The organism is Streptomyces microflavus, assembly GCF_014650075.1.
Lineage (GTDB): Bacteria > Actinomycetota > Actinomycetes > Streptomycetales > Streptomycetaceae > Streptomyces > Streptomyces microflavus.
Window position 1 is genome coordinate 271,337 of the sequence record NZ_BMUG01000006.1, and the last position, 25,582, is coordinate 296,918.

At 72.0% G+C, this 25,582-nt stretch carries 23 protein-coding genes and 1 pseudogene; 17 read left to right on the forward strand and 7 right to left on the reverse strand.

The window, feature by feature from the left end; genetic code table 11:
• Positions 1-203: 203 nt before the first annotated feature.
• Positions 204-1,439, forward strand: coding sequence for a DUF5919 domain-containing protein (locus IE264_RS19225; RefSeq protein ID WP_032753643.1), 1,236 nt, complete (start codon positions 204-206; stop codon positions 1,437-1,439).
• A 103-nt stretch (positions 1,440-1,542) separates the two neighbouring features.
• A complete protein-coding gene (locus tag IE264_RS19230; protein WP_032753644.1) occupies positions 1,543-2,256 on the forward strand; it encodes a 3'-5' exonuclease in 714 nt (237 codons plus the stop codon).
• Between the two features lie 22 nt (positions 2,257-2,278).
• Here the strand turns inward: IE264_RS19230 and IE264_RS19235 are convergent, their stop codons facing one another.
• Positions 2,279-2,791 carry a hypothetical protein gene (locus IE264_RS19235; protein WP_032753645.1) on the reverse strand — a complete coding sequence of 171 codons (513 nt, stop codon included), beginning with the start codon at positions 2,789-2,791 and terminating at the stop codon, positions 2,279-2,281.
• A 51-nt stretch (positions 2,792-2,842) separates the two neighbouring features.
• Complete coding sequence (locus tag IE264_RS19240) at positions 2,843-3,709, reverse strand: phosphotransferase enzyme family protein (RefSeq protein WP_032753646.1); 867 nt, start codon at positions 3,707-3,709, stop codon at positions 2,843-2,845.
• Between the two features lie 124 nt (positions 3,710-3,833).
• On the opposite strand from IE264_RS19240, the gene IE264_RS19245 reads away from it, so the two are divergent.
• The 15 genes and pseudogenes from IE264_RS19245 to IE264_RS37995 all read left to right on the forward strand — a co-directional run bounded on the left by IE264_RS19245 (position 3,834) and on the right by IE264_RS37995 (position 20,335).
• Positions 3,834-4,775: a carbohydrate ABC transporter permease gene (locus tag IE264_RS19245; RefSeq protein WP_032753647.1), complete on the forward strand. Its 942-nt coding sequence runs from the start codon at positions 3,834-3,836 to the stop codon at positions 4,773-4,775.
• Positions 4,776-4,800: 25 nt separating this feature from the next.
• Complete coding sequence (locus tag IE264_RS19250; RefSeq protein WP_015612231.1) at positions 4,801-5,640, forward strand: carbohydrate ABC transporter permease; 840 nt, start codon at positions 4,801-4,803, stop codon at positions 5,638-5,640.
• A complete protein-coding gene (locus tag IE264_RS19255) occupies positions 5,640-6,938 on the forward strand; it encodes an ABC transporter substrate-binding protein (protein WP_032753649.1) in 1,299 nt (432 codons plus the stop codon). Before IE264_RS19250 ends, IE264_RS19255 begins: the two co-directional genes overlap by 1 nt.
• 18 nt (positions 6,939-6,956) lie before the next feature.
• A pseudogene (gene mgt / locus IE264_RS19260) lies at positions 6,957-8,193 on the forward strand (macrolide-inactivating glycosyltransferase); the annotation flags it as partial.
• Between the two features lie 538 nt (positions 8,194-8,731).
• A complete protein-coding gene (locus tag IE264_RS19265; RefSeq protein ID WP_031127146.1) occupies positions 8,732-9,934 on the forward strand; it encodes a S8 family peptidase in 1,203 nt (400 codons plus the stop codon).
• A gap of 130 nt (positions 9,935-10,064) precedes the next feature.
• Complete coding sequence (locus IE264_RS19270; RefSeq protein ID WP_032753651.1) at positions 10,065-10,613, forward strand: DUF1697 domain-containing protein; 549 nt, start codon at positions 10,065-10,067, stop codon at positions 10,611-10,613.
• Positions 10,606-10,989 (forward strand): nuclear transport factor 2 family protein, encoded by a 384-nt coding sequence (locus tag IE264_RS19275; RefSeq protein WP_015612236.1) that lies wholly within the window; start codon positions 10,606-10,608, stop codon positions 10,987-10,989. The genes IE264_RS19270 and IE264_RS19275 overlap by 8 nt, the downstream gene beginning before the upstream one ends.
• 283 nt (positions 10,990-11,272) lie before the next feature.
• Positions 11,273-12,964: an ABC transporter ATP-binding protein gene (locus IE264_RS19280; RefSeq protein ID WP_032753653.1), complete on the forward strand. Its 1,692-nt coding sequence runs from the start codon at positions 11,273-11,275 to the stop codon at positions 12,962-12,964.
• Complete coding sequence (locus tag IE264_RS19285) at positions 12,961-14,751, forward strand: ABC transporter ATP-binding protein (protein ID WP_032753655.1); 1,791 nt, start codon at positions 12,961-12,963, stop codon at positions 14,749-14,751. Before IE264_RS19280 ends, IE264_RS19285 begins: the two co-directional genes overlap by 4 nt.
• Before the next feature lie 61 nt (positions 14,752-14,812).
• Complete coding sequence (locus IE264_RS19290; RefSeq protein WP_015612239.1) at positions 14,813-15,871, forward strand: iron-siderophore ABC transporter substrate-binding protein; 1,059 nt, start codon at positions 14,813-14,815, stop codon at positions 15,869-15,871.
• A gap of 141 nt (positions 15,872-16,012) precedes the next feature.
• On the forward strand, positions 16,013-17,038 hold the full coding sequence (locus IE264_RS19295) for a FecCD family ABC transporter permease (RefSeq protein ID WP_032753658.1): 1,026 nt from the start codon (positions 16,013-16,015) through the stop codon (positions 17,036-17,038).
• A complete protein-coding gene (locus IE264_RS19300; RefSeq protein ID WP_099128029.1) occupies positions 17,035-18,126 on the forward strand; it encodes a FecCD family ABC transporter permease in 1,092 nt (363 codons plus the stop codon). Before IE264_RS19295 ends, IE264_RS19300 begins: the two co-directional genes overlap by 4 nt.
• A 3-nt stretch (positions 18,127-18,129) precedes the next feature.
• Positions 18,130-18,963, forward strand: a complete 834-nt coding sequence (locus tag IE264_RS19305) for an ABC transporter ATP-binding protein (RefSeq protein ID WP_015612242.1) — start codon at positions 18,130-18,132, stop codon at positions 18,961-18,963.
• Between the two features lie 85 nt (positions 18,964-19,048).
• Positions 19,049-19,666 carry a mycothiol-dependent nitroreductase Rv2466c family protein gene (locus IE264_RS19310; RefSeq protein ID WP_032753660.1) on the forward strand — a complete coding sequence of 206 codons (618 nt, stop codon included), beginning with the start codon at positions 19,049-19,051 and terminating at the stop codon, positions 19,664-19,666.
• Positions 19,667-20,008: 342 nt separating this feature from the next.
• The gene (locus tag IE264_RS37995) at positions 20,009-20,335 is read left to right on the forward strand and encodes a hypothetical protein (protein WP_229887631.1); all 327 of its coding nucleotides are present in this window, start codon (positions 20,009-20,011) and stop codon (positions 20,333-20,335) included.
• A 12-nt stretch (positions 20,336-20,347) separates the two neighbouring features.
• On the opposite strand, the gene IE264_RS19320 is transcribed toward IE264_RS37995, so the two are convergent.
• From IE264_RS19320 to IE264_RS19340, 5 genes are all read right to left on the reverse strand, one after another.
• On the reverse strand, positions 20,348-21,100 hold the full coding sequence (locus tag IE264_RS19320; protein ID WP_032753662.1) for a sirohydrochlorin chelatase: 753 nt from the start codon (positions 21,098-21,100) through the stop codon (positions 20,348-20,350).
• Positions 21,101-21,108: 8 nt separating this feature from the next.
• On the reverse strand, positions 21,109-22,035 hold the full coding sequence (locus tag IE264_RS19325; RefSeq protein WP_015612246.1) for an ABC transporter permease: 927 nt from the start codon (positions 22,033-22,035) through the stop codon (positions 21,109-21,111).
• Complete coding sequence (locus tag IE264_RS19330) at positions 22,022-22,813, reverse strand: ABC transporter ATP-binding protein (protein WP_032753664.1); 792 nt, start codon at positions 22,811-22,813, stop codon at positions 22,022-22,024. Before IE264_RS19330 ends, IE264_RS19325 begins: the two co-directional genes overlap by 14 nt.
• Before the next feature lie 73 nt (positions 22,814-22,886).
• Positions 22,887-24,002: an aliphatic sulfonate ABC transporter substrate-binding protein gene (locus IE264_RS19335; RefSeq protein ID WP_032753667.1), complete on the reverse strand. Its 1,116-nt coding sequence runs from the start codon at positions 24,000-24,002 to the stop codon at positions 22,887-22,889.
• Between the two features lie 229 nt (positions 24,003-24,231).
• A complete protein-coding gene (locus IE264_RS19340) occupies positions 24,232-25,581 on the reverse strand; it encodes a sulfate adenylyltransferase subunit 1 (RefSeq protein WP_015612249.1) in 1,350 nt (449 codons plus the stop codon).
• Between the last annotated feature and the right edge of the window lies 1 nt (position 25,582).

The following is a 25,582-nucleotide window of genomic DNA, read 5'->3' on the forward strand; positions in this document are numbered from 1 at the left end:
CGCCCGGCGGGCGTCCGGATCGCGGCCTTCGTCGGGGTCCCTAATCACTATGAATCAGCTCACTCCACCCGATCTCGCCGAAAGGAACAGGCCGTTCCGATACGGGAGTTGAGAAACCGGCCTGACCATCGGGCTGCACCGGATCCCGCTCCCGGAGTACCCTTCCTTGATCGTTGGGTGGGGGAGTGGAAGGCGGTACGCGGGTGAGCTCGGGAGGGTTCGAGCTACCCCCAGGTGACGCAGGTCACGAGGGGGAATCGACCGATGCGCCGCCCGGGGCGGTGTCCCTTGCGCAGCCCATGGAGATCGGCGCCGAGCTGGACTGGGGCGCCGAGGCCTGGAGCGAGGTGCGCACCCGAGCCCAGCGGGCGGGCCGCGCCTATATCTGGCTGAATCTGGTCGAACAGCGGCTGCGCGCGGTGGTCGCCGCGGTGCTCCGGCCGATCTACGAGCCGGTGCACGGTGAGGACTGGGTGGTGGCCGCCGCCGGACCCGCCGGGCAGGAGTGGGTGCAGCGCGCCGTCGCCGTACGCGAGGTCTCGCGCCGCAAGGGCTATCTGCTCGACCCGGCCGACGACAACGTCCTCAGCTTCCTCACGCTGCCGCAGCTGCGCGAGCTGATGGTCCAGCACTGGCCGTGCTTCGAGCCGTACTTCGACGACCGGCGCGATGTCGAGCTGGCTCTGGACGAGCTGGAGGTGGCCCGCAACGTCGTCTCCCGCAACCGGGCGCTGAACGAGGCGGTGCTCGCCCAGGCCGAGCGGGCCTCCGCCCGACTGCTGGACATCCTCGGCAGCGGGGCCGCGGTGCCCTCCGCCGACCGGCTGCCGGTGGACGCGGTGGAGGAGCTGGTCGGTGACCGGTACGCGGACGTGGTCTCGGTCCACCCCGACCGGGTCCGGCTCCAGCGCCAGCTGCCCGCCGAGGACCTGTTCGGCGGGGCGCGGCGGCTCGACGCCATCGGCATAGGCCTCAACCTGCTCGTCCAGAACTTCTCCGGCCGCCGGCTCGTCCGGCTCGCCGAGTCGGGGTGCCGGGTCCGGCTGCTCTTCATCAACCCGGCAAGCAGTGCGGTGAAGCGCCGGGAGCGGGAACTGGGCCTCAAGAAGGGCGAGCTGAGCCGCTCGGTGGAGATGAACATCCTCCACATGCGCCGGGTCCGCTCCAAGCTCCGCGACCCGGGCGCCTTCGAGATCCAGGTCTTCGACGAGACCCCGCGCTTCACCGCGTACCTGGTCGACGGCGACGGCGCGGACGCCGTGGGCGTCGTCCAGCCCTATCTGCGGCGGGCCCGGGGCATGGAGGCACCGGTGCTGGTCCTGCGCGGCGGGGGGCGGCGCACGGTGGTGCGGGCGGGGCAGGACACCGAGCACGGTCTCTTCGAGACCTACCGCGAGGAGTTCGAGTCGGTCTGGACGGACTCGCGACCGGTGTCGTGAGGCCCCGCCCCGACACCCCTCCCGGTGTTGTCAGTGCTGCGTGCGAAGGTGGTCATCACTCGGGGGGAGCACCACGGGGGAGCACCACGAAGGAGGTATCGGGATGAGCTGGCATCAGGGACCACTGGTCGGCTTCGACCTGGAGACGACGGGGACCGACGTCGAGTCCGACCGGATCGTCACCGCCGCACTGGTCCGGCTGGAGGCGGACGGGACGGTCACCGAGCAGCGGACCTGGCTGCTCGACCCGGGGGTGGCGATACCCGAGCAGGCGTCCGCGATCCACGGCATCGGCACCGACCACGCCCGCAAGCACGGCGCGCGGGCCGCCTCGGCCGTCGAGGAGATCGCCCACGCGGTCGCCGGGGTGCTGCGCTCCGGGGTGCCGCTGGTGGTGATGAACGCGCGCTACGACCTCTCGCTCCTGGACCGCGAATGCGGGCGGTACGGACTGGACTCCGTCGACGAGCGGATCGGCGGAGTGCCCTCGCCCGTCATCGATCCGCTGGTGATCGACAAGCACGTCGACAAGTACCGCAAGGGCAAGCGAGCCCTCCAAGCCCTGTGCGAGCACTACGGCGTGACCCTGTCCGACGCCCACGACGCGACCGCCGACGCGGTGGCCGCCGTCCGCGTGGTGCGGCAGATGGGCGAGCGCCACCGCCCGGTCAGCACGCTGCCCCCGGCCGAACTGCACGCCCTCCAGGTCCGGGCGGCGGCCGAACAGTCCGCCTCGCTCCAGGCCTATCTGCGCCGCACGGCGAACCCGGCGGCGGTGGTGGAACAGGCCTGGCCGGTGATTCCGCGGAGCAGGTGACCGGCAGGGGGCGTAGCCGGAGTCAGAGCTTGCCGAAGATCACTCCTCGCCAGGTCCAGCCGGACTCGAGGGTGGTGTTCCGTAGGGGGGCCGTCAGCTGCGCGCTGTCGAAGCTGAACGACTCGGTCGCTTCGAGGCGGCCGCTCTCCCCTCGGTGGAGTGTGTAGCGGCGTGACACGGTCCTGCCCGCGCCGCGCGCGTACGCCGCCGAAGTCCGGAGCCGCGGAGGATTCCCGACACGGGTGACCTCCCAGCTCTCCTCGACGGCACGCACCTCGGTGACGTCCTCGGCCAGGCGCATCCTGATCCGGACGGCGTGCGTCAGCTGGGATCCGATGAAGAAGGTCTGCCAGGCCGGTTCGTCGATCCGCCACTCCGCCACCAGACCGGCGCCGTGCGCCGCGCCGTCGCTGATGACGTAGGGGACGTCCGGCCGGTTGAGACCGAGCAGGGCCGTCCGCAACTCCTCGGCCGGTCGCGGCGCCACCCCGGCTTCCGGGCGCTTGGTTCCGGTCAGCTTGTCGAAGAATCCCATGAGATCAACCTACGCTCGGCGACCTCGTCCGGCCGCCGGCCCGCTGTCCCTTCAGAAGGGGTACCAGCGGACCTCGGGATCGTCCTCACGCAGTGACGCCACCCTGCGGCGGAACTCGGTGAGCGCCTTCGGGTTGGCCGGGGCGTGCTGGGCGACCCAGGCGCAGCTGGCCGTCTCGCGGGCGCCGCGCAGGACCGTGCAGCCCTCCCACTCCCGTACGTCCCAGCCGTACGCGGACGTGAAGGCGTCGTAGGCCGAGGGGGCGAGGCCGTAGCGGTCGCGGGAGAGCGCGAGGACGACCAGGTCGTGTTCCCGCAGGTCCGTGGAGAAGGTCTCCAGGTCGACCAGGACCGGGCCGTCGGGGCCGACGTGCACGTTGCGGGGAAGCGCGTCGCCGTGGATCGGGCCCGGGGGCAGGTGGGGGACCAGGGCGGCGGCCGCGGCCGCGAAGCCGTCGCGGCGGCCGCGGAGGTAGTCGGCGTCGTCCGGGTCGATGGTGTCGCCCGCCAGGGTCAGCCAGCGCTCCACCCCGCCGAGCAGTTCGCGGCGCGGCAGCGTGAAGCCCTCGGGGGCGGGCAGGGCGTGCACCCGGGAGAGCAGGGGCGCCAGATCGCGGGGTTCGGTGGGGCGTACGGGGGCGGGGAGCCGGTGCCAGACCGTCACCGGGTGGCCCTCGACCCGGCGTACCCGGTGCTCGGCGGCCCGCACGGCCGGGACACCCGACGCGGCGAGCCAGTCGGCGACCGCCACCTCCCGTTCGGCCCGGGCCGCCAGCTCCGGGTGGCCGGTGGCGTCCCGGCCGACCTTCACCACCAGGTCGCCGGCCGCGAAGACCGCGTTCTCGCCCAGCGCCAGCAGCTCCGCCGTGCCTGGGAAACCGGCGGCCGTCAGCACCTCACGCGCACGCATCTCGTCCATGGGTGCGATTTTGCATCCGCGCAGGCCACCTTGACGAACCGACGGCCCGTCAGCACGATGACGGAGGCCACCAGGGCTGCCAGAACGGTATGAACCTCACTTAGACGGCGAAGAGGTCCTATTCGTGACATCAACGTCCCTTAAGGGGCGGTCCAGGCCGAGGCGGGCACAGGAGAAAGGGCCGCCCGGCGCCGCGGCCCGGGACCGGGCGGCCTGGTTCCTCGTCCTGCCCGCCCTCCTCCCGATCCTGATCCTCAGCGTCGGGCCCCTCCTCTACGGCATCGCGCTCGCCTTCACCGACGCCCAGTCCGGCCGCACCCGCTCCACCCAGTGGATCGGCACCCTCAACTTCCAGGACCTCCTGCACGACACCCTGTTCTGGGACTCCTTCCGGATCGGCCTCATCTGGGCGTTCGGCGTCACCGTCCCGCAGTTCCTGCTGGCCCTCGGTCTCGCCCTGCTCCTCAACCAGAAGCTGCGGATGCGCTGGCTGGCCCGGGCGCTGGCGATCATCCCGTGGGCGATGCCCGAAGTCGTCGTCGGCATCATGTGGCGGCTCGTCTACAACCCCGACGCGGGCATCCTCAACGAGACCATCCGCGACCTCGGCCTCGGCGACGGCCGGGACTGGCTCACCGGCCTCGCCACCGCGCTCCCCGCCGTGATCCTCGTCGGCATCTGGGCGGGCATGCCCCAGACCACCGTCGCCCTGCTCGCCGGGCTCCAGAACACCCCGCACGAACTCCACGAGGCGGCGGCCCTGGACGGGGCGGGCGCCTGGCGCCGGTTCCGTACGGTCACCTGGCCCGCGATCAAACCCATCGCCCTCGCCATCACCGCCCTCAATTTCATCTGGAACTTCAACTCCTTCGCCCTCGTCTATGTGCTGACCAGCGGTGGTCCCGGCGGGCGGACCCGGCTGCCGATGCTCTTCGCGTACGAGGAGGCCTTCCGTTACGGACAGTTCGGGTACGCCGCCGCGATGGGCTGTGTGATGGTCGCGGTGATCTCCGTGATCCTCGCCTGCTACCTCGTCGGCCGGATCAAGGGAGGCGAGGAGCGATGAGGATCCCCGAAGGAGGCGGGACGCGATGAGTCTTCCCACCAGCAGGGCCGCCCGCGCCGGCCAGTACCTCGCGCTCCTGGCGTACCTGGTGTTCCTGGCCTTCCCGTTCCTGTGGCTGCTCTCCACGGCCTTCAAGCCCGCCCGCGAACTGGGCTCGCTCCACCCCACCTGGATCCCCGAGCAGCCCACCCTGGACAACTTCCGGCAGGCCTTCGACGAGCAGCCGCTGCTCCAGGCCGCGGCCAACTCGCTGATCACCGCCGTCTCCGCCGCCCTGATCGCCGTCGTCATCGCCACGCCGATGGCCTACGTGATGGCCCGCCACCGGGGCCGCCTCGCCACCGCCGCGACCGGCTGGGTCGTGGTCAGCCAGGCGTTCCCGTTCGTCCTGGTGATCATCCCGCTCTTCCTGGTGCTGAAGAACCTGCATCTGATCAACACCCTCTGGGGGCTGATCCTGGTCTACGTCGTCTGGTCGCTGCCCTTCGCGCTGTGGATGCTGGCCGGTTATGTGCGCGCTGTACCCGCGGAGTTGGAGGAGGCCGCCGCAGTGGACGGCGCGGGCCGCGTACGGACCCTGGTCTCGGTCGTCGCCCCGCTGCTCGCCCCCGGAATCGTCGCCACCGCCCTCTTCGCGTTCATCACCGCATGGAACGAGTTCTTCTTCGCGCTCGTCCTGCTCAAGACCCCGGAGAAGCAGACCTTGCCGGTCGTCCTCACCCACTTCCTCGGCGCGGAGGGCGTGGCCGACCTCGGTCCGCTGGCCGCCGCCGCGTTCCTCGCCACACTGCCCTCCCTGGTCCTCTTCGCCTTCATCCAGCGCCGGATCACCGGCGGGATGACGGCCGGGGCGGTGAGGGGCTGATGCGCCGCACCCCGACCCGTCGCGCCGCGGTCGCCGCCACCGTCCTCGTGCTCCTCCTCACCGGCTGCTCGGGCACCGACGACGGCAGGGACGCCGACGGCACCATCCGCCTCAGGTTCCAGTCGCTGGCCTGGCAGAAGGAGTCCGTCGACGCCAACAAGCAGCTGGTGAAGGAGTGGAACGCCGCCCATCCCGGCGTACAGGTGGACTATGTCCAGGGCAGCTGGGACAACGTCCACGACCAGCTGCTCACCTCCTTCGAGGGCGGCGAGGCGCCCGACATCATCCACGACGCATCCGATGACCTCGCCGACTTCGCGTACGGCGGCTACCTCGCCGACCTGCGCACCCTCCTCCCGGACCGGCTGAAGGCCGACATCCCCGAGCAGTCCTGGCGCACCACCACCTTCGACGGCGGGACCTACGGCGTCCCCTTCCTCCAGGAACCCCGCGTCCTCATCGCCAACAGCAAGATCCTCAAGGCGTCGGGCGTGCGGATCCCGACGCCGGAACAGCCCTGGAGCTGGGCGGAGTTCCGCAAGGTCAGCAAAGAGCTGACCGGCAAGGACCGTTACGGGGTCGCCTGGCCGCTCAAGGAGCCCGTCTCCGTCACCCTCAACCTGGGCCTCTCCGGCGGCGGGCAGCTCTTCCACCGCGAGCCGGACGGCAGGGTCGAGCTGCGCTTCGAGGAGGGCGACAAGGTGGTGACCGGCACCATCCACGACCAGGTCAACACCGACCGCAGCGCGGCCCGTACGGCGCTCGGGATGGGCGGCTCCGACGCCCTGCCCGGCTTCTTCGGCGGCCGGTACGCGATGCTTCCGCTCGGGTTCGCCTACCGCCAGCAGATCGTCGAGCAGGCCCCCGAAGGGTTCGAGTGGACGGTCCTGCCCGCCCCGGCGGGCAGTGGGGGGCCGACCCAGGGGGTGAGCCCGCAGACCCTCTCCGTCGCCGAGGACAGCCCGCACAAGAAGGAGGCCGTCGCCTTCATCGACTTCCTGCTGCGGCCACCGAACATGGTCCGGCTGGCCCGGGGCGACTGGATGCTGCCCACCGGCACCACCGCCCTCGCCCACCCCTCCCTGCACACCGCCGAGCACGGCTGGGCCACCGGGACCGCGCTGGCCCGGTATCTGCGCCCGGCGCCCGCGCAGACCGTACGCGGCTACCTCGAGTGGAAGGACAAGGTGGCGACCCCCGCGCTCCAGGAGTACTACAGCGGCGCGATCGGCGCCGATGAGCTGCGCAAACGGCTGGTCGACGACGGCAACCGGGTCCTGGCCCGCTACCAGCGCTGAGGAGGGCACCAGAAATAGCTAGACGAGACGTGCCGTCTCGTTTATGGTGGGCGGCATGACGGAATCCCCGCGTGCCCACATCGCCATGTTCTCCATCGCCGCCCACGGACATGTGAACCCGAGCCTCGACGTCATCCGGGAGCTCGTCAGCCGTGGGCACCGCGTCAGTTACGCCATCCCCGCCTCGTTCGCCGACAAGGTCGCGGGCACCGGCGCCGAGCCGGTGATCTACACCTCGACCCTGCCGACGGACGACGACCCCGAGGCCTGGGGCACCGAGCTGATCGACAACCTCGAACCCTTCCTCGCCGACGCCATCCAGGCCTTCCCCCAGCTCGTCACCGCCTTCGAGGGCGACGAGCCCGACCTCGTCCTGCACGACATCACCTCCTATCCCGCCCGCGTCCTCGCCCATCGCTGGGGCGTCCCCGCCGTCTCCCTCTGGCCCAACCTGGTCCCCTGGGAGGGGTACGAGAAGGAGGTCGGCGAGCCGATGACCGCCGGGCTGAAAGAGACCGAGCGCGGCAGGGCGTACTACGCCCGCTTCGAAAGCTGGCTCGCCGGCAACGGCCTCGGCCATCTCTCCAGCGACGACTTCGTGGCCCGCCCGCGCCGAGGCATCGTCCTGATCCCCGAGGCGCTCCAGCCCAACGCGGACCGGGTGGACCGCGAGATGTACACCTTCGTCGGCGCCTGCCAGGGCGACCGGGCCGACCAGGGGGAGTGGCAGCGGCCGGCCGGGGCCGAGAAGGTGCTGCTGGTCTCGCTCGGCTCCTCGTTCACCAAGCAGCCCGCCTTCTACCGGGAGTGCGTCGCGGCCTTCGGCGATCTGCCCGGCTGGCACGTGGTGCTCCAGATCGGCGCGCATGTCGACCCGGACGAGCTCGGTGACGTACCGGCGAATGTGGAAGTGTACGCGTGGGTGCCGCAGTTGGCGGTGCTGAGGCAGGCCGACGCGTTCATCACCCATGCCGGGGCGGGCGGCAGTCAGGAGGGGCTCGCCACGGGGACGCCGATGGTGGCCGTGCCGCAGGCCGTCGACCAGTTCGGCAACGCCGACATGCTCCAGGCGCTCGGCGTGGCCCGGCACGTGCCCATGGAGGAGGCCGACGCCGCCACGCTGCGCGCCGCCGTGCTCGCCCTGCTCGGCGACCCGGAGGTGGCCGAGCGGTCCGCCCGGCTGCGCGAGCAGATGGCGAAGGAGGGCGGTACGCCCCGGGCGGCCGATCTCATCGAGGCCGAGCTGTCGCTCTGAGCGGATCGGCCGGAATGATATCCGGACGTTCTCGCCCCGCCCCGCACCGCCGTCCAGAGCGGCCGTGCGGGGCGGGGCGTTCGTCTGTGCGATGCCGGTGGTCGTTGCATCTGCACGCACCCCCCGGGTGACTCCACATCTCCGGCGGGGGACTTCACCCCTCTCGCGCACTTCTTCACGCACGTTCACATGTCTTCACGCATACCCGCCTCCCTCCGGCGGTGTCGGCGTCGGGTGCAACCGGGTGCGGTGTGAGGTGCTGCGAACGGCCCGGCAGCGCCTCTGAGCTGGAGGTCTTCTGTGCTCGGTCCTTCCTCGCGCCCCGCCGACATAGCTTTGTTGCAAGGGCGTTGACGGCCACTGCCCGTTGTGGCCCGCCATGGCCGATTTCTTGTTACGAAACCTTGTTGAGTAAGTCACAGCTGCAAGGGGGTCTTGATCTGTGCTCGTCAATCGGTCAGGGTTTCGAGCCAACCCCCGGAGATCTTCCGGCCGGAGGTCAATCCCCCCACAGAGATTGACGAGGAGACCCCTCTTCATGGCCAAGCACCAGCGCACCACCCGCCGGACCAAGCTCACCGCCGCGATCACCGCTGTGGCGGCCGCAGCCGGAGTCACCCTGTTCGGAACCTCGTTCGCCGGAGCCGCGCCGGCTCCCATGGGCACGGTCTACGGCGCGGACGCCGAGACCGCCGTCTCCGGCAGCTACATCGTCATGCTGGGCGAGAAGGCGGACAAGTCGAAGCTCGCCAAGGAGTACGGCGGCAAGCTCCAGCGCAACTACTCCTCCAGCATCAACGGCTTCTCCGCCAGCGGACTTTCGGAGACCGAGGCCAAGCGCCTCGCCGCCGACCCGTCCGTCGCCAAGGTGGTGCAGAACAAGAAGTTCAGCATCAACGCCACCCAGGAGAACCCGCCGTCGTGGGGTCTGGACCGCGTGGACCAGGCCGAGACCGCGGGCGACAACGCGTACAACTACCCCGACGCCGCCGGTGAGGGCGTCACCGCGTACGTCATCGACACCGGCGTCCGGGTCACCCACGAGGACTTCGAGGGCCGGGCCACCTCGGGCTTCGACGCCGTGGACAACGACGACGACGCCGACGACGGCAACGGGCACGGCACCCATGTGGCGGGCACCATCGCCGGGGCCGCGCACGGCGTCGCCAAGAAGGCCAAGATCGTCGGTGTCCGCGTCCTGGACGACAACGGCTCGGGCACCACCGAGCAGGTCATCGCCGGCATCGACTGGGTCGCCGCCAACGCGTCCGGCCCGTCCGTCGCCAACATGAGCCTCGGCGGCGGCGCCGACCCCGCTCTCGACGAGGCCGTCCAGAAGGCCATCGCCGCCGGCATCACCTTCGGTGTCGCCGCGGGCAACGAGTCCAGCGACGCCGGCCAGGGTTCGCCCTCCCGCGTCCCCGAGGCGATCACCGTCGCCTCGTCCACGGAGGCCGACGAGCAGTCCTCGTTCTCCAACTTCGGCCCCGTCGTGGACATCTACGCCCCTGGCTCGGACATCACGTCCACCTGGAACGACAGCGACACCGGCACCAACACCATCTCCGGTACGTCCATGGCCACCCCGCACGTCGTCGGCGCGGCCGCCGTCTACCTGGCGGGCCACCAGGACGCCACCCCGGAGCAGGTCGCCACGGCGCTCACCGAGGGAGCCACCCCGGACGCCATCTCCAACGCGACCGAGGGCACGGCGAACAAGCTCCTCAAGATCGTCGAGTAGGACCCACCGCCGGACGGTGGCGCCCCACCGCCCCCGTCCGGCAACGCTCGCGCACAGCAGCCGCCGCGCCCTCCCCCACGGGGCGCGGCGGCTGCGCGCCGGAGGAAAGATCGCTCTAGTGTGTGGGGCCATGACGACGAAGTACGCGGCGCTGCTGCGCGGGATCAATGTGAGCGGCCACAAGAGGGTCCCGATGCCGGAACTGCGCACCGTGCTCGGCGAACTGGGGCACACCGACATCGCCACCCACCTGCAGAGCGGCAACGCCGTCTTCCGCAGCGACAGCAAGGACGAGACCGCGCTCGCCGCCGCTCTCGAACAGGCCCTGCACGAGCGGTTCGGATTCTCCGTCAGCTGTATCGTCCGCAGCGCCTCCTATCTCGCCGCCGTCGCGGACGCCTGCCCCTTCCCCGCCGCCGAGCTGGAGGGCAAGCAGCTCCACGTCACCTACTTCGACCGGGCCGTGGAGAGCGGACGCTTCGCCGCACTCGACGCACAGGCCTACCGGCCGGAGGCCTTCGAGCTCGGTGACCGCTGCCTCTACCTGTACGCTCCCGACGGACTCGGCCGCTCCAAGCTGGCCGAGGCACTGGCACGCCCCCGGCAGACCGCGGGCCTCACCGCCACCACCCGCAACTGGAACACCGTGGCAAAACTTGTGGAGATGACACGTGTCTGAGCCGTCGCCCGCCGTGGCCGCAGCCATCGAAGGCGAACTCCGCCTGCTGGACCCGGTGGTACGCGCCTCCGCGGATCTCCTCGCCTCCCTGCTGCACCCCGGGTTCCGGGAGATCGGCACCAGCGGACGGCTCTGGAACCGGGAGACGATCATCGAGGCGCTCACCGCCGACGACGCCCCGCGCCCCGGCCCGCTGACCGCTTCCCGGATGCAGGGCGTGGAGCTCTGCTCGGATCTGGTGCACCTCACCTTCGACACCGAGTCCAAGGGGCTGCGCTCGCACCGCAGCTCCCTGTGGCGGCTGACCGGGGCGGGGTGGCGGCTCTACTTCCACCAGGCGACCCCGTTCATCGACGACCCGTTCGCCGAGGTCTGAGCTTCCGGGGCGGACGTGGAGCCCGCGGTACGGGGGTGAGCCGGCCGCCCACTCCCGTACCGGCGCTCACCCCGCGCGGCAGAGCGTGTCCTTCGCGAGAACCTGCCCGCCGACGCGCCGGAGGACGTTCGCCGAACGCTGAGCGCGCCCCCGCGGAACGTCCACCGGGGGCCCGTTCCGCACCGGGCGCCGGACAAGTTAGCCTTACCTTCGTTTGGCTGGAGACGGGTGGCCGGAAGTCGCCCCTCCTGCCTTGTCCGGTACAGGCTTGAGGAGCGGGTGGGTGGGGGCTGACACGTCCGGGCGCGGTGTCATCCGGCGCGCCGTAGCAGGGCAGCGCCGGGACGTCGTCGTCGGTTCGCTGCTGGGCGCCGCCCACCAGACCGGCGAGGCGCTCGTCCCCGTACTCATCGGCCTGATCGTCGACCGTGCCGTGGTCCGTCCCGACGGGGGAGCGCTCGCCGCCTGGCTCGTCGTCCTCGCCGTCGTCTACGCGATGCTCTCCTACGGCTTCCGCTTCGGCGCCCGGGCCGGCGAGCGCGCCGCCGAACAGGCCGCGCACCAGCTGCGCCTCGATGTCGTACGCCGGGTGCTCGCCCCGCACGGCGGCGCCGAGGCAGGGCGGCCCCCCGGGGCCCTGGTCAACGTGGCCACCGAGGACGCCCGGCGGGTCGGGGCCCTCAACATGGCCCTCACCCTCGGCATCGCCGCCGTCGTCGGAGTCGTCGCGGGCGCGGTCCTCCTGCTGCGCGCCTCCGTCCCCCTAGGCCTCCTCGTCCTGATCGGCGCCCCGGTCCTCATGGCGCTCGGCCACTACCTCGCCCGCCCCCTGGAGCACCGCAGCGAGGCCGAACAGGAGCGCGCCGCCCACGCCTCCGGGGTCGCCGCCGACCTGGTCGCCGGGGTCCGCGTACTCAAGGGCCTGCGGGCCGAACGCGCCGCCGTCGCCCGCTACCGGACCACCAGCCAGGCCTCCCGGGAGGCCAACGTGCGCGCCGCCCGCGCCGCCGCACTCCAGACCGGCCTGATGCTCACCCTCACCGGCGCCTTCATCGCCCTGGTCGCTCTCGTCGGCGGCCGCCTGGTGCTCAGCGGCTCCATCGGCCTCGGCGCCCTCGTCTCCGCCGTCGGCCTCGCCCTCTTCCTCCCCGGCCCGATCAGCGTGCTGGCCTGGGTCGGCGCCGAACTCGCCAGGGCCCGCGCCTCCGCCGCCCGCATCGCCGACGTGCTGGCCGCGCCCGGCGAGACCACCGGCGGCACCGCCGAGCCCGCGGCCCCCGCCACCGGCGAACTGCGCCTGCACGGCCTCGGCCACGCCGGGCTCGACGGGATCGACCTGACCGTGCGCCCCGGCGAACACCTCGGCATCGTCGTCACCGACACCGCCGACGCCGCCACCCTGCTGCACTGCCTCGCCCGCCGCTGCGACCCCGACCGGGGGCGCATCGAACTCGACGGCACCCCCGTCACCGAGCTCGCCCCCGCCGCCCTGCGCTCCGCGCTGCTGGTGGCCGAGCACGACGCCCAGCTCTTCGACGGCACCCTCCTCGACAACGTCACGGCCGCTGCCCCCGCCGGAGCCGACCCGCGACCGGCCATGGACGCCGCCGCCGTCGACGAGGTCGCCGCCACCCTGCCCGGCGGCACCTCGGGGCGGATCGGCGAGCGCGGCAGCTCCCTCTCCGGCGGCCAGCGCCAGCGCGTCGCCCTGGCCCGCGCGCTCGCCGCCGACCGGTCCGTCCTCGTCGTGCACGACCCGACCACCGCCGTCGACGCCGCCACCGAGGCCCGTATCGCCACCGGCATCCGCCGCGCCCGCACCGGCCGCACCACGGTCCTGGTCACCAGCAGCCCCGCGCTGCTCGCCGCCACCGACCGCGTCGTCCTCATCGACGGCGGCACCATCACCGCCGAGGCCCCGCACGAGGACCTCGTACGCGACCATCCCGTCTACCGCACGGCGGTCCTCACATGACCAGCACCCCATCGGGCATACCGGGCACGGCCGACGACAGCGCCGAACTGCTCCCCATCGCCTCCGGCGCCCGCACCCGGGCCGCCCTGCGCACCCTGATCCGCCCCGACCGGGGCCGGGCACTCCTGGGCCTCGGCGTCCTCGTCGGCGCGACCGCCGTGGGGCTCCTCGTCCAGCCGCTCCTCGGCCGCATCGTCGACATCGTTGCCGACGGCCGCCCCGCCGACGCCCTCACCCTGCCCGTCGTCCTCCTCCTGGTGGTCGCGGTCGTCCAGGGCGTCACCACCACGCTCGGGCTGACCCAGGTCGCCCGGCTCGGCGAGACCGTACTGGCCCGGCTGCGCGAGCAGTTCGTCGAGCGCGCCCTCCAGCTCCCCGCCGACCGCCTGGAGCGGGCCGGCGCCGGCGACCTCACCGCCCGGGTCACCGGAGACGTCGCCCGGGTCGCGGAGGCCGTACGCTCCGCCCTCCCCGAGATGGCCCGCTCGGTCCTCGCGATCGTGCTGACCCTCGGCGCGATGGCCCTGCTGGACGTACGGTTCCTCCTCGCCGCGCTCCTCGCCGTACCCGTCCAGGCGCTCACCGCACGGTGGTACGTACGCCGGGCCGTCACGGTCTACGCCGACCAGCGGGTCGCCAACGGGGCCCAGCAGCAACAGCTCCTGGAGACCATCGGCGGAGCGGTGACCGTACGCGGCCACCGGCTGGAGGAGCAGCACACCGAGAAGAGCGCGCGGCGCTCGCGCAAGGCCGTCGAGCTGACCATGCGCAGCGTCCACCTGGTGCTCGGCTTCTACGCGCGCCTGCACATCGCGGAGTACATCGGCCTGGCCGCCGTACTGGTCACCGGGTTCTTCCTGGTCCGCGACGGATCCGTCTCCATCGGTACGGCGACGGCCGCGGCCCTCTACTTCCACAGCCTCTTCGGACCCGTCAACGCCGCCCTCGTCCTGCTCGACGACGCCCAGTCGGCTGCGGCCGGACTCGCGCGCCTGGTGGGGGTGACCGACATCGAGGAGAGCGCGGTGCAGTTGCCGCACCAGCGGACCGAGGCCGGGGCGGCCGTCACCGTCGACGCCGTGAGCCACGCCTACGGTCCCGGCCGCACCGTCCTCCACGAGGTCTCCCTCACCCTCCGCGCCGGCGAACACGTGGCCCTCGTCGGGACCAGCGGGGCCGGGAAGTCCACCCTGGCCCGGCTCGTCGCGGGCGTCCAGCAGCCGACGGGCGGCACGGTCTCCGTAGCGCAGAGCGCACCCGGCCCGGCCGGCCCCTCCGTCGTCCTGGTCACCCAGGAGGTCCACGTCTTCACCGGGACCCTCGCCGAGGACCTCCGCCTCGCCCGGCCCGACGCCACCGACGCCGACCTGCGCACCGCCCTGGCCACCGTGTACGCGCTGGAGTGGGCCGAGGCCCTGCCGGAAGGGCTTGCCACCGTCGTAGGGGAGGGCGGCCACCGCCTCGACCCCGCCCGCGCCCAGCAACTCGCCCTCGCCCGGCTCGTCCTGGCCGACCCCCCGGTCGCCGTCCTCGACGAGGCGACCGCCGAGGCGGGAAGCGCCGGCGCCCGCACCCTGGAACGCTCCGCCGAGGCCGCCCTCGCCGGCCGCACCGCCCTCGTCGTCGCCCACCGGCTCACCCAGGCCGTCGCCGCCGACCGGATCGTGGTGCTGGAGGCCGGCCGGGTCGTCGAGAGCGGCACCCACGACGAACTGCGCACCGCCGACGGCCCGTACGCGACGCTCTGGCGGGCCTGGTCCGGCAGCCGCGCCGCACCCCACCTCTGACCCCCGAGCCCCCACGCCCCCGCCTCCCGTGGCACGCCCACCCTCCCGAAGGAATCCGCCCATGTCCCGCATGTTCCAGCGCACCCGGCTGACCGCCGTGGCCGCGTCCGCCCTGCTGCTGTTCGGAGCCGCCGCCTGCGGGTCCGGCGAGAGCGGCGACTCCGCGGCCCCGTCCGCCGACAGCGCGCCGAAGGGTGCCTACCCGGTCACCCTCGACCACAAGTACGGCGCCACCACCCTCAAGAACGAGCCGAAGCGCATCGTCACCGTCGGCCTCTCCGACCAGGACGCGGTCCTCGCCCTCGGCAAGGCCCCGGTCGGCACGACCGAGTGGTTCGGCGACTTCAAGGGCGCGGTCGGCCCCTGGGCGGAGAAGGCGCTCGGCGACAAGCCGCGCCCGACCGTCCTGCACGACGACGGCACCGGCCCCCAGGTCGAGAAGATCGCCTCGCTGCGCCCCGACCTGATCCTGGCCCTGTACTCGGGCCTCACCAAGGACCAGTACCGCACCCTCTCCAAGATCGCCCCGGTCGTCGCCCAGCCCAAGGACGTCCCGGACTGGGGGATCTCCTGGCAGGACCAGACCGAGCAGGTCGGCAAGGCCCTGGGCAGGAGCGACGAGGCGAAGGCGCTGGTCGCGAAGACCGAGAAGCACATCAGCGACGCCGCGGCCGCGCACCCCGAGTTCAAGGGCAGGACCGCCGTCATGGCGACGCCGTACGAGGGCATGTACGTCTACGGCCCCCAGGACAACCGCTCCCGCGTCCTCACCGGCCTCGGCTTCCAGCTCCCCGCGGGCCTCGACAAGGTCGTCGGCGACGCGTTCGGCGCCAACATCAGCAAGGAGCGCACCGACCTCCTCGACACGGACGCCGTCGCCTGGATCGTCACCGACCCGGCCAAGGACGCCGGCAAGCTCCACGCCGACCCGCTGTACGGCAAGCTCGACGCGGTCAAGGAGGGCCGCGAGCTCATGATCAAGGAGAGCAGCCACTTCGGCAGCGCCATCTCCTTCGTGACCCCGCTGAGCATCCCGTACACCGTCGACCGCCTGGTCCCGATGCTGTCGGCCGCCGTCGACGGCAAGACGGAGACGAAGGTCGTCCACCCCGCGTCCTGACGCCCTTCCCCGGTCCGGCCCGCCGCGATCCCGGCGGGCCGGACCGCACCACCCCCGCCGAACCGCCCGTGCCGGCGGGACGGACCCCCTGCTGATCCCTGCTGAACCACCCGTGAGGAACCGGACCGTGGAGCCAGCCCCGTGACCCGCCCCGCCCGATGGCGCCCCACCCTGCTCGTGGCCGTGATCGCCACCGTGCTGGTGGTGCTGTGCCTGCTCTCGCTCGGTCTCGGCGCCCTCGGGATCCCGCCCGGCGACGTCCTCAAGGCGCTCCTCGGCCGGCCGACCGGACCCCGGATCGAGGACGTGATCTGGTCGGTGCGCGTTCCGCGTACGGCCCTGGGGCTGGCCGCCGGCGCCGCCCTCGGCCTCTCCGGCTGTGTGATGCAGGCGCTGACCCGCAACCCGCTCGCCGACCCCGGCATCCTCGGGGTGAGCGCCGGAGCGGCCTTCGCCATCGTGATCGCCGCCGGGGTCGCCGGGATCGGCTCGCTCCTCGGCTACATCTGGTTCGCGTTCGCCGGGGCGATGGCGGCGAGCATCGTCGTCTATCTGCTGGGACGGATGGGGCGTTCGGGGTCCACACCGGTGAAGCTGGCGCTCGCCGGAGTCGCGGTGACCGCCGTACTGTCCTCGCTGACCAGCGCTGTCGTCCTCACCGACCCGGCCGCCCTGGACCGCTTCCGCTTCTGGTCGGCGGGATCGCTCGCCAACCAGGACGCCTCCACCGTGCTGCGCATCCTGCCCTTCCTCGGCCTCGGCGCCCTCCTCGCGCTGGCGAGCGCCCCCGCCCTCAACAGCCTCGCCCTCGGCGACGACGTGGCCGCCTCGCTCGGCCGCAAGCTCGGCCTCGTACGCCTCCAGGGCGTCGTCGCGGTCACCCTCCTCACCGGGGCGGCGGTCGCGGTGATCGGCCCCGTCGTCTTCATCGGCCTGGTCGTCCCGCACGTCGCCCGGGCCCTCGCCCAGTCCGCCGGACTCGGCCCGGACCACCGCTGGCTGCTGCCGCTCTCGGCCGCGCTGGCCGCCGGGCTGCTGCTCGGGGCGGACATCCTCGGCCGGGTGATCGCCCGGCCCGTCGAGGTCCAGGCGGGCATCATCGTCGCCTTCATCGGCGGCCCGTTCTTCATCGCCCTGGTCCGCCGACGCCGGCTCGCGGAGGTATGACCGTGACCACAGATTCCCTGAGGTCTGAGAAAGACCCGGCCGGGATGGCCGCCGCCCGCCCCTTCCGCCTGGCCTTCCCGCCGGTCTCCGGCACCCTGCGCCCCCGGCAGCTCGCCGTCTGCGCGGCCCTCGTCGTCGCCGTGTTCGCGGCCCTGTGCTGGAACGTCTCCATCGGTGAGTACGGCATCCCCCTCACCGACGTCGCCCGCGCCCTGACCGGCTCCGGCGACCCGGGCACCCTCCTCGTCGTCCAGGAACTGCGGCTGCCCCGCGCCATGACCGGGCTGCTCGCGGGTATCGCGTTCGGCATGTCCGGGGCCCTGTTCCAGACGATGACCCGCAACCCGCTCGCCAGCCCCGACATGATCGGCCTCACCCAGGGCGCCGGAACCGCGGTCGTCGCGGGCATCGTGCTCGGCTGGGACTTCGGCCTCGGCACCCAGGCCCTCGGCCTGATCGGCGCACTCACCAGCGCCCTGCTGGTCTACGGGCTCGCCTGGCGGCGCGGCACCACCGGCTACCGCATCATCCTCGTCGGCATCGGCGTCTCCTGGATCTGCCTCAGCGTCACCGACTTCCTGCTCGCCCGGGGCGGCCGTTTCCAGGCACAGGCCGCGCTCGGCTGGCTCGTCGGCAACCTCAACGGCCGCGACTGGCAGCAGGCCGCACCCCTCGCCGCCTCCCTCGTCGTACTGGTGCCCGCGGCCCTGCTGATCGGCAGGCTGATGCGTACGCTGCAACTCGGCGACGACGTCGCCAAGGGGCTGGGCACTCGGGTCCAGGCCGTCCGCCTCACCGTCCTGCTCACCGGCGTCGGCCTGGTCGCCTTCGCCACCGCGGCGGCCGGACCGGTGGCCTTCGTGGCGCTCGCCGCCCCGCAGATCGCCCAGCGGCTCTGCCGCACGGCCTGGCCGCCCCCGCTCGCCGGAGGACTCACCGGCGCCGTCGTCGTCCTCGCGTCCGACGTCCTCGCACGCGAACTGATCCCCGGCACCGAACTGCCCGTCGGGATCGTCACCGGAGTGCTCGGCGCCCCGGTGCTGCTCTGGCTGCTCATCCGCGTCAACCGCGCGGGCTCAGGAGGCTGACCGATGTCCACCGCCGAACCCGACCTGAGGGCAGAGGACCTGCACCTCGGTTACGACGACCGGGCCGTCGTCTCCGGCCTCGACCTGGCCATCCCGCCAGGCCGGATCACCGCCATCGTCGGCGCCAACGCCTGCGGCAAATCGACCCTGTTGCGCGCCCTGGCCCGCCTTCTGACCCCCCGCGAAGGGACGGTAACCCTGGACGGCCGGGCCCTGCACTCCATCCCCACCAGGGAGTTGGCCCAGCAGCTCGGCATCCTCCCGCAGTCGCCGGTCGCCCCCGAGGGCCTCACCGTCATCGACCTGGTCAACCGGGGGCGCTCCCCGCACCAGACGTGGTGGCGGCAGTGGACCAAGGCCGACGAGCAGGCGGTGCACGACGCACTGGCCGCCACCGGCACCACCGACCTGGCCGACCGTGCGGTGGACGAACTCTCCGGCGGCCAGCGCCAGCGCGCCTGGATCGCCATGGCCGTCGCCCAGGGCACCCCGGTCCTCCTCCTGGACGAGCCGACGACGTACCTCGACCTCGCCCATCAGATCGACGTCCTGGACCTCGTCGTCGATCTCAACCGCCGCGAGGGGCGCACGGTCGTCATGGTCCTGCACGACCTCAACCAGGCCTGCCGGTACGCCGATCACGTCATCGCGATGAAGAAGGGCAGCATCGTCGCCGAGGGCGCCCCCGCCGACGTCATCACCGCCGAGACCGTCGAGGACGTCTTCGGCCTCCGCTGCCAGGTGGCCACGGACCCGGTGAGCCGGACCCCGCTGGTGATCCCGGTCGGCCGCCACCACACCCCGGACCCCGAGGAGCCACGCAAGACGCTTGCCTGACGGCTGCCGCCACGGTGAATGGCCCACCGCACCGGAACACGATTGGCCCGGGATTCCACGCCAATCGCTTCCTAGGCTGGGACCCATGAGCACCCCGCACCGCACCACCGTCGACTTCTTCTTCGACCCCGCCTGCCCGTTCGCCTGGATCGCCTCCCGCTGGATCCTGGAGGTGGAGCAGCACCGGGACATCCAGCTCCGCTTCCGCCCCATGAGCCTGTACCTGCACAACCAGGGCAACGAACTGGCCCCCTGGTACCGCGACCTGGTCGACAAGTCGATCGGCCCGGTCCGGGTCGCCGTCGCCGCTGCCGCCGCCCACGGCGACGGAGTCCTGCGGGACCTCTACACCGCGCTGGGCACCCGCATCCACCAGCACAAGGAGGCGGACTTCGACGCGGTCATCGCCGCCTCCCTCGCCGAGGTGGACCTGCCCGCCGCGCTGGCGGAGGCCGCGCACTCGACGGCGTACGACGACGAGGTCGCCCGCAGCCACGACGCGGGCAAGGATCCGGAGCAGGACGCGTACGTGGGCACGCCGACGATCCACGTGGACGGCACGGTCTGGTTCGGCCCGGTACTCAACGCGATCCCGCGCGGCGAGGAGGCGGCCGAACTCTTCGACAGCTTCCGGGTGCTCGCCAACCACAAGGGCTTCTTCGAACTCAAGCGGGCCCGCTCGGGCGGCCTGTCATACGACTGACCCGCCATGGCCCCGCCGGGGGCCGCTCATAGAATGATGAACATGGCGACGGGGTTGTGGGGGGCGGGGCTGGAGGCCTGGTACGGGCCGGGGACTCCCCTCGTACAGCGGGCGCGGAGCTACCGTCCGGATCGCCGTGGACGGATCACCCTGGCACGCTGGCTGCGTGTCTGCCTTCTGCGAGGGTTGGCCCTTCTCGCCGCCGGTGTGGCCATCGGGGTGACCTGGGACCCGTCCCTCGCCCCCGGGGAGCGGGCTCTGCTGGGCGCCTTGATACTCGGGTCGGCTTCCCTCGTCTGGCGGTGTTCTCTCATCAGGGTGGTCTTGCGGCCTGGTGAGATCGTGCGCTTCGGCGTGTGGCGGCACGTCGTCGTGCCCTGCTCCTCCGTGCGGCGACTGCACAGGGAGTCCTTCCGAGGGGGCCTTGTACTGGAGACCCGCGCGGGGGAGGACGTCGACTTCTACTGGTTCGACGGATCTCTGTGGGACGGTTTCTACGACTTTTCCGCCGTGTGCGCCGATGCCATGAGTGCCCATGTCCGCTCTGCCGGAACGCGTGGGGCAACTCCCGGCACCGCAGTGGAGCGACGGTTCACGTGGTCGATCGGCGCGGACACGATGGCTCTCGGGGCGTTCGTCTGCGCGGTCGTCGGACTGGTCGCCGGATAGCGGCAGCCGCCCTCACGCCGAGAGTGATGCCCCCACCGGCACCCGCGCCTCGTCGTACCGGTCCAGCAGCAGCCGCGCCAACTCCGGTGCGGGGCCCAGGACATCGGCCAGCACGTCCGCCCCGGCCGCCTCGGCGCCCGCCGCGATGCGGTCCGGGAGCCGGCCGGGGGCGATGACGTACGGCGCGACCGCCACCCGCTCCACACCCTCGGCCCGCAGGGTCCGTACCGCGTCCTCGGTGCGGGGAAGGGATGCGGAGGCGAACGCAGGCCGCACGGCGCACCAACCGGTGTGCCGCAGCTCCCGCGCGATTTCAGCGATCACTGCGATCGCCTCCGGGTCTGAGGATCCCGCCGAGGCCAGGACGAGCCCGGTCCGGGGGATGTCGCCGGGGCGGACCCCGGCCTCCCGCAGCCGCCGCCCCAGGGTGGCGTTGAGCAGCGGGGACGGGCCGAGCACGTCGGCCTGCCGGATGTGCAGCCTCGGCAGCCGGGCGCGGGCCTCGCGCAGGACCGAGGGGATGTCGGTCTTGGCGTGGAACGCCCGGGTGAGGAGGAGCGGCAGGGCGACGACCTCGGCCGCCCCCTCCGCGGCCAGGCGCTCCAGCACCCGGGGCACGGATGGGGCGTTGAACTCCAGGAACGCCGTCTCCACGCGCAGCCCCGGCCGCTGCGCCCGCACCCGCCCGGTGAGGGCGTGCACGGTCGCGGCGTGCCGTGGGTCGCGGCTGCCGTGGGCGATGACGAGGAGGACGGGGTGGGACATGGCGTGACTCAGTTCTTGACGAGGAGACCGCGGCTGCGCAACACCCACCGCTCCAGCGGACTGAAGATCAGCAGGTCGATCGCGATGCCGACGAACAGGATGAGCAGGATCGAGAGGAAGACCCCGGGCATGTCGAAGTTGCTGCGGCCGTTCTCCAGCAACTGCCCGAGCCCCAGACCCAGTTCGGGGGAGGAGGCGATGATCTCGGCGGCCATCAGCGAGCGCCAGGAGAATGCCCAGCCCTGCTTGAGACCCGCCAGGTAGCCGGGCAGCGCGGCCGGGAGCACGATGTGCCACGTGCCGCGGATCCCGGTCGCGCCCAGCGTGCGGCCCGCCCGCAGGAACAGCGGCGGAACCTGGTCGACGCCGGAGACCAGCCCGTTGGCGATCGAGGGCACCGCGCCCAGCAGGATCACCGCGTACATCATCTGGTCGTTCAGCCCGAGCCAGATGACCGCCGGGGCCACCCACGCGACCGACGGCAGCGACTGGAGCCCGGAGAGGATCGGGCCGATCGCGGCCCGGACCAGCTTGACCCGGGCGACCAGCAGCCCCAGCGGCGTACCGATGGCGACCGCGAGGAGGAAGCCGAGCAGACCGCGCGAGACGCTGGTCCAGACGACCTCCAGGAGCGTTCCCTTGAGCCACATGTCCTGCGCGCTGTCCCACACCGCGGACGGCGGCGGCAGCTTGTAGACCTCGGTGACCTGGGCGCGGACCAGCAGTTCCCAGACGATCAGGACCAGGGCCACCGCCACGGCCGGCGGCAGCACCTTGCGCAGCAGGACCTCACGCACCGGTGTGCGGCGGATCTGCACCGCGTCCAGGGCGTCGAGACCGGCCTCCAGGCCGGCCAGATCGTCGGGTTTCGCGTCGACGGGTCCGGCCGTCCCGTCCGGCCGCTTCCGGTCGGACGTGATGTCAGTGCTGGCCATGTCGGCGGATCTCCCCACGCAGTTCTTCGGTGATCTCGACGGACAGCTCTGCCACGGCGGTGTCCTCGATACGGCGCGGCTGCTCGATGTCGACCGTCCACTCACGGGCGATCCGGCCGGGCCGGGACGACAGCAGCACGACGCGCTGCGCGAGCCGTACGGCCTCGCGCACGTTGTGCGTGACGAAGAGGACCGAGGCGTTCGTCTCGCGCCAGATCCGGGTCAGCTCGTCGTGCAGCACATCGCGGGTGATGGCGTCCAGCGCCGCGAACGGCTCGTCCATCAACAGCAGTTGGCTGTCCTGGGCGAGCGCGCGGGCCATCGCGACCCGCTGCCGCATCCCGCCGGAGAGCTCGTGCACCCGCTTGCCGTACGCACCGCCGAGACGGACGAGTTCGAGCAGCCGCTCGGCCTCGGTGCGGCGCTCCGCCTTGGGGACCCCGCGCAGCCGCAGGGCCAGTTCGATGTTCTTGCCCGCGGTCAGCCACGGGAAGAGGGCGTGCTCCTGGAACATCAGGGCCGGCCGCCCGCCGGGGGTCTCGATGGACCCCGCGGACGGGCGGTCGAGTCCGGCCACCAGATTGAGCAGCGTCGACTTACCGCACCCGGAGGCCCCCAGGAGGGTGACGAACTCGCCCGGAGCGACATCGAGGGTGATGTCGTCCAGGACGAGCTGTTGACCCGTGGGGCCGGCGAAGGACTTCGAGACGTGCGAGAGCCGGGCGGCGTGCTCGACCGTCGTACGGTCCTCGGCCTTGGTGAGGGTGGTGGTCGCCATGGTCGTCACCTCCTGGGAATCCTGGGAATCCGTTGGATCCGGATCCGGATGGTCGGATGGTCGGGTGGTCGGGTTACTTGACGCCGAGACCGGCGTCGTCGACCTCAGGCTGACCGTCGGCCTTCAGGATCTTGTTCAGCGGCCCGAGGTCGTAGATGCCCTCCAGCTTCGGGTCCTCCAGCAGACCGGCCTTCACCGAGTACCCCGCCTGCGTCTTGAGCGTGGTGGCCAGCGGGTCGTTGGTGAACTCGACGGACTCCCACGCCGGGTCGAGGATCTCCTGGGGCAGCGGCTTGCCGCTCAGCTTCTCCAGCGCCTTGTTGGCGGACGCCTTGGCCTCGTCGGGGTTGGCGTTGATCCACTTGTTGGTGGAGACCGAACCCTTGACCACGGCCTCGACCACGTCGGGGTGCGCGTCCAGGAACTTCTGCGACACGATGATGTGCGTGATCACGAACTTCTTGTCCGGCCACAGGTCCGTCTCGTCGAGAAGCACCTTCGCGCCCTCGGAGACCAGCTTGGACGCGGTCGGCTCCGGCACCCACGCGCCGTCCAGCGAACCGGACTTGTAGGCGTCGGGCGTCACCTTGTTGTCCGAGCGGACCACGGAGACGTCGCCCTTGCCGCTCTGCGGGTCGACCTTCCAGCCCTTCTCGGAGATCCAGTTGAGGAAGGCCACGTCCTGGGTGTTGCCGATCTGCGGGGTCGCGATCCGCTTGCCCTTGAGGTCGTCCAGAGTCTTGATCTTCTTCGGGTTGACGACCAGCTTCACCCCGCCGGAGGCCGAACCCGCCACGATCCGCAGGCCCTTGCCCTGGGACTTGACGTAGGCGTTGATGGCGGGGGAGGGGCCGATGAAGCCGATGTCGATCGATCCGGCGTTCAGCGCCTCGATCTCGGAGGGGCCGGCGTTGAAGGTCGTGGACTCGACCTTGGTGCCGCCCAGCTCCTTCTGGATGGTGCCTTCCTGGATACCGACCAGGGCGGTGGCGTGGGTGAGGTTCGGGAAGTAGCCGATCTTCACGGTGTCCGCGGAGAGCTTCTTCTCCCCGGAGGAGACGTTCGCCTTCTTCGCGTCGTCGTCCTTGGCGTCGGCGCCGTATCCGCAGGCGGTGGCGGCCAGGGCGAGCAGCGGCAGGGCCGCGACAGCGGCTATGGAGCGGCGAACGGTGGAACGGGGGGCAGGCACGGGAGGCTTTCCTCTCGTTGGCCCGGTACTCGCGTCCCGCTGTTGGTCAGGGGGGCGCGGCCGGGAGATCGGCAGGTCTTCGGCGGTACGGATGCGGGGGGTTCAGGGCGCGCGAGCGGTGCGCGTACGTCATCACGCACATCGCCCCACGCCTCCCTGGCCGCTGCCGAGGGCGCCGCTGCCCACACGGCCGCCCTCCTTCGCGAAGGTGGAGAAGAAGTCGGTCACGTCAGAAGTCCCATTCGGCGTCGTCGTCGGCCACGACCGGCTCCGGGGCCGCGGCGAACGCGGCGCCCGCCATGCCGGCGCTCAGCGTCGTACCGTCCGCCGGGTCGATCAGCAGGAACGAGCCCGTACGCCGGGAGTCGGCGTACGCGTCCAGCGCGAGCGGCTCGGCGGTCCGCACCACGACCCGGCCGATGTCGTTGGCGACCAGCTGTCCGGGCGCCGGGTGCTGGGAGAGGTCGTCCAGGGTGAGCCGGGACGGGATGTCCTTGACGATCGCCTTGACCGTACGGGTGGTGTGCTTGAGCAGCACCCGCTGGCCCACCGAGAGCGGCTGGTCGGCCACGTGGCAGACGGTCGCCTCGATGTCCTGGGTGACCGGCGGTGCGTCGTCGGCGGGGGCGATCAGGTCGCCGCGCGAGATGTCGATGTCGTCGGCCAGGCGGATCGTCACCGACTGCGGCGCCCAGGCGATGTCCACGCTCTCGCCGAGCGCGTCGATGCCCGTGATCGTGGTCGTACGCCCCGAGGGGAGTACGGAGACGGCCTCGCCGACCCGGAAGACCCCGGCGGCGATCTGACCGGCGTACCCCCGGTAGTCCGGGTGCTCGGCGGTCTGCGGCCGGATCACGTACTGCACGGGGAAGCGCGCGTGGCAGGCGGTGAGGTCGTGGCTGACCGGCACCGTCTCCAGGTGTTCCAGCACGGTCGGCCCGCCGTACCAGTCCATGTGGGCGGACGGCTCCACCACGTTGTCCCCGGCCAGCGCCGAGATCGGGATCGCGGTGATCTCCGGGACGCCCAGCGAAGCGGCGTACGCGGTGAACTCCTCGGCTATCGCGGCGAACACGGGCTCCGCGTAGTCGACGAGGTCCATCTTGTTGACGGCCAGCACCACGTGCGGGACGCGGAGCAGCGCGGCGACGGCGGCGTGCCGGCGGGTCTGCTCGACCACCCCGTTGCGGGCGTCGACCAGGACCACGGCCAGCTCGGCGGTGGAGGCGCCGGTCACCATGTTGCGGGTGTACTGCACATGGCCCGGGGTGTCCGCGAGGATGAACCGGCGGCGGGCGGTGGCGAAGTAGCGGTAGGCGACATCGATGGTGATGCCCTGCTCGCGCTCGGCCCGCAGCCCGTCGGTCAGCAGCGCCAGGTCCGGCGTCTCCTGGCCACGGCTCAGCGACACCTGCTCCACGGCCTCCAGCTGGTCGGTGAGGATCGACTTGGAGTCGTGCAGCAGGCGTCCCACGAGGGTGGACTTGCCGTCGTCCACCGACCCGGCGGTGGCGAACCGCAGCAGGGTGGTGGCCGACAGCTGCTCGGCGGAGAGCGCCGGGAGGATGGGTGTGGTCATG

Coding starts and splice junctions, on each gene's coding strand:
- IE264_RS19230 (WP_032753644.1), top strand. CDS start 1,543: ATGAGCTGGCATCAGGGACCACTGGTCGGCTTCGACCTGGAGACGACG.
- IE264_RS19235 (WP_032753645.1), bottom strand. CDS start 2,791: ATGGGATTCTTCGACAAGCTGACCGGAACCAAGCGCCCGGAAGCCGGG.
- IE264_RS19240 (WP_032753646.1), bottom strand. CDS start 3,709: ATGGACGAGATGCGTGCGCGTGAGGTGCTGACGGCCGCCGGTTTCCCA.
- IE264_RS19250 (WP_015612231.1), top strand. CDS start 4,801: ATGAGTCTTCCCACCAGCAGGGCCGCCCGCGCCGGCCAGTACCTCGCG.
- IE264_RS19255 (WP_032753649.1), top strand. CDS start 5,640: ATGCGCCGCACCCCGACCCGTCGCGCCGCGGTCGCCGCCACCGTCCTC.
- IE264_RS19265 (WP_031127146.1), top strand. CDS start 8,732: ATGGCCAAGCACCAGCGCACCACCCGCCGGACCAAGCTCACCGCCGCG.
- IE264_RS19270 (WP_032753651.1), top strand. CDS start 10,065: ATGACGACGAAGTACGCGGCGCTGCTGCGCGGGATCAATGTGAGCGGC.
- IE264_RS19285 (WP_032753655.1), top strand. CDS start 12,961: ATGACCAGCACCCCATCGGGCATACCGGGCACGGCCGACGACAGCGCC.
- IE264_RS19290 (WP_015612239.1), top strand. CDS start 14,813: ATGTCCCGCATGTTCCAGCGCACCCGGCTGACCGCCGTGGCCGCGTCC.
- IE264_RS19300 (WP_099128029.1), top strand. CDS start 17,035: ATGACCGTGACCACAGATTCCCTGAGGTCTGAGAAAGACCCGGCCGGG.
- IE264_RS19305 (WP_015612242.1), top strand. CDS start 18,130: ATGTCCACCGCCGAACCCGACCTGAGGGCAGAGGACCTGCACCTCGGT.
- IE264_RS19310 (WP_032753660.1), top strand. CDS start 19,049: ATGAGCACCCCGCACCGCACCACCGTCGACTTCTTCTTCGACCCCGCC.
- IE264_RS19320 (WP_032753662.1), bottom strand. CDS start 21,100: ATGTCCCACCCCGTCCTCCTCGTCATCGCCCACGGCAGCCGCGACCCA.
- IE264_RS19325 (WP_015612246.1), bottom strand. CDS start 22,035: ATGGCCAGCACTGACATCACGTCCGACCGGAAGCGGCCGGACGGGACG.
- IE264_RS19330 (WP_032753664.1), bottom strand. CDS start 22,813: ATGGCGACCACCACCCTCACCAAGGCCGAGGACCGTACGACGGTCGAG.
- IE264_RS19340 (WP_015612249.1), bottom strand. CDS start 25,581: ATGACCACACCCATCCTCCCGGCGCTCTCCGCCGAGCAGCTGTCGGCC.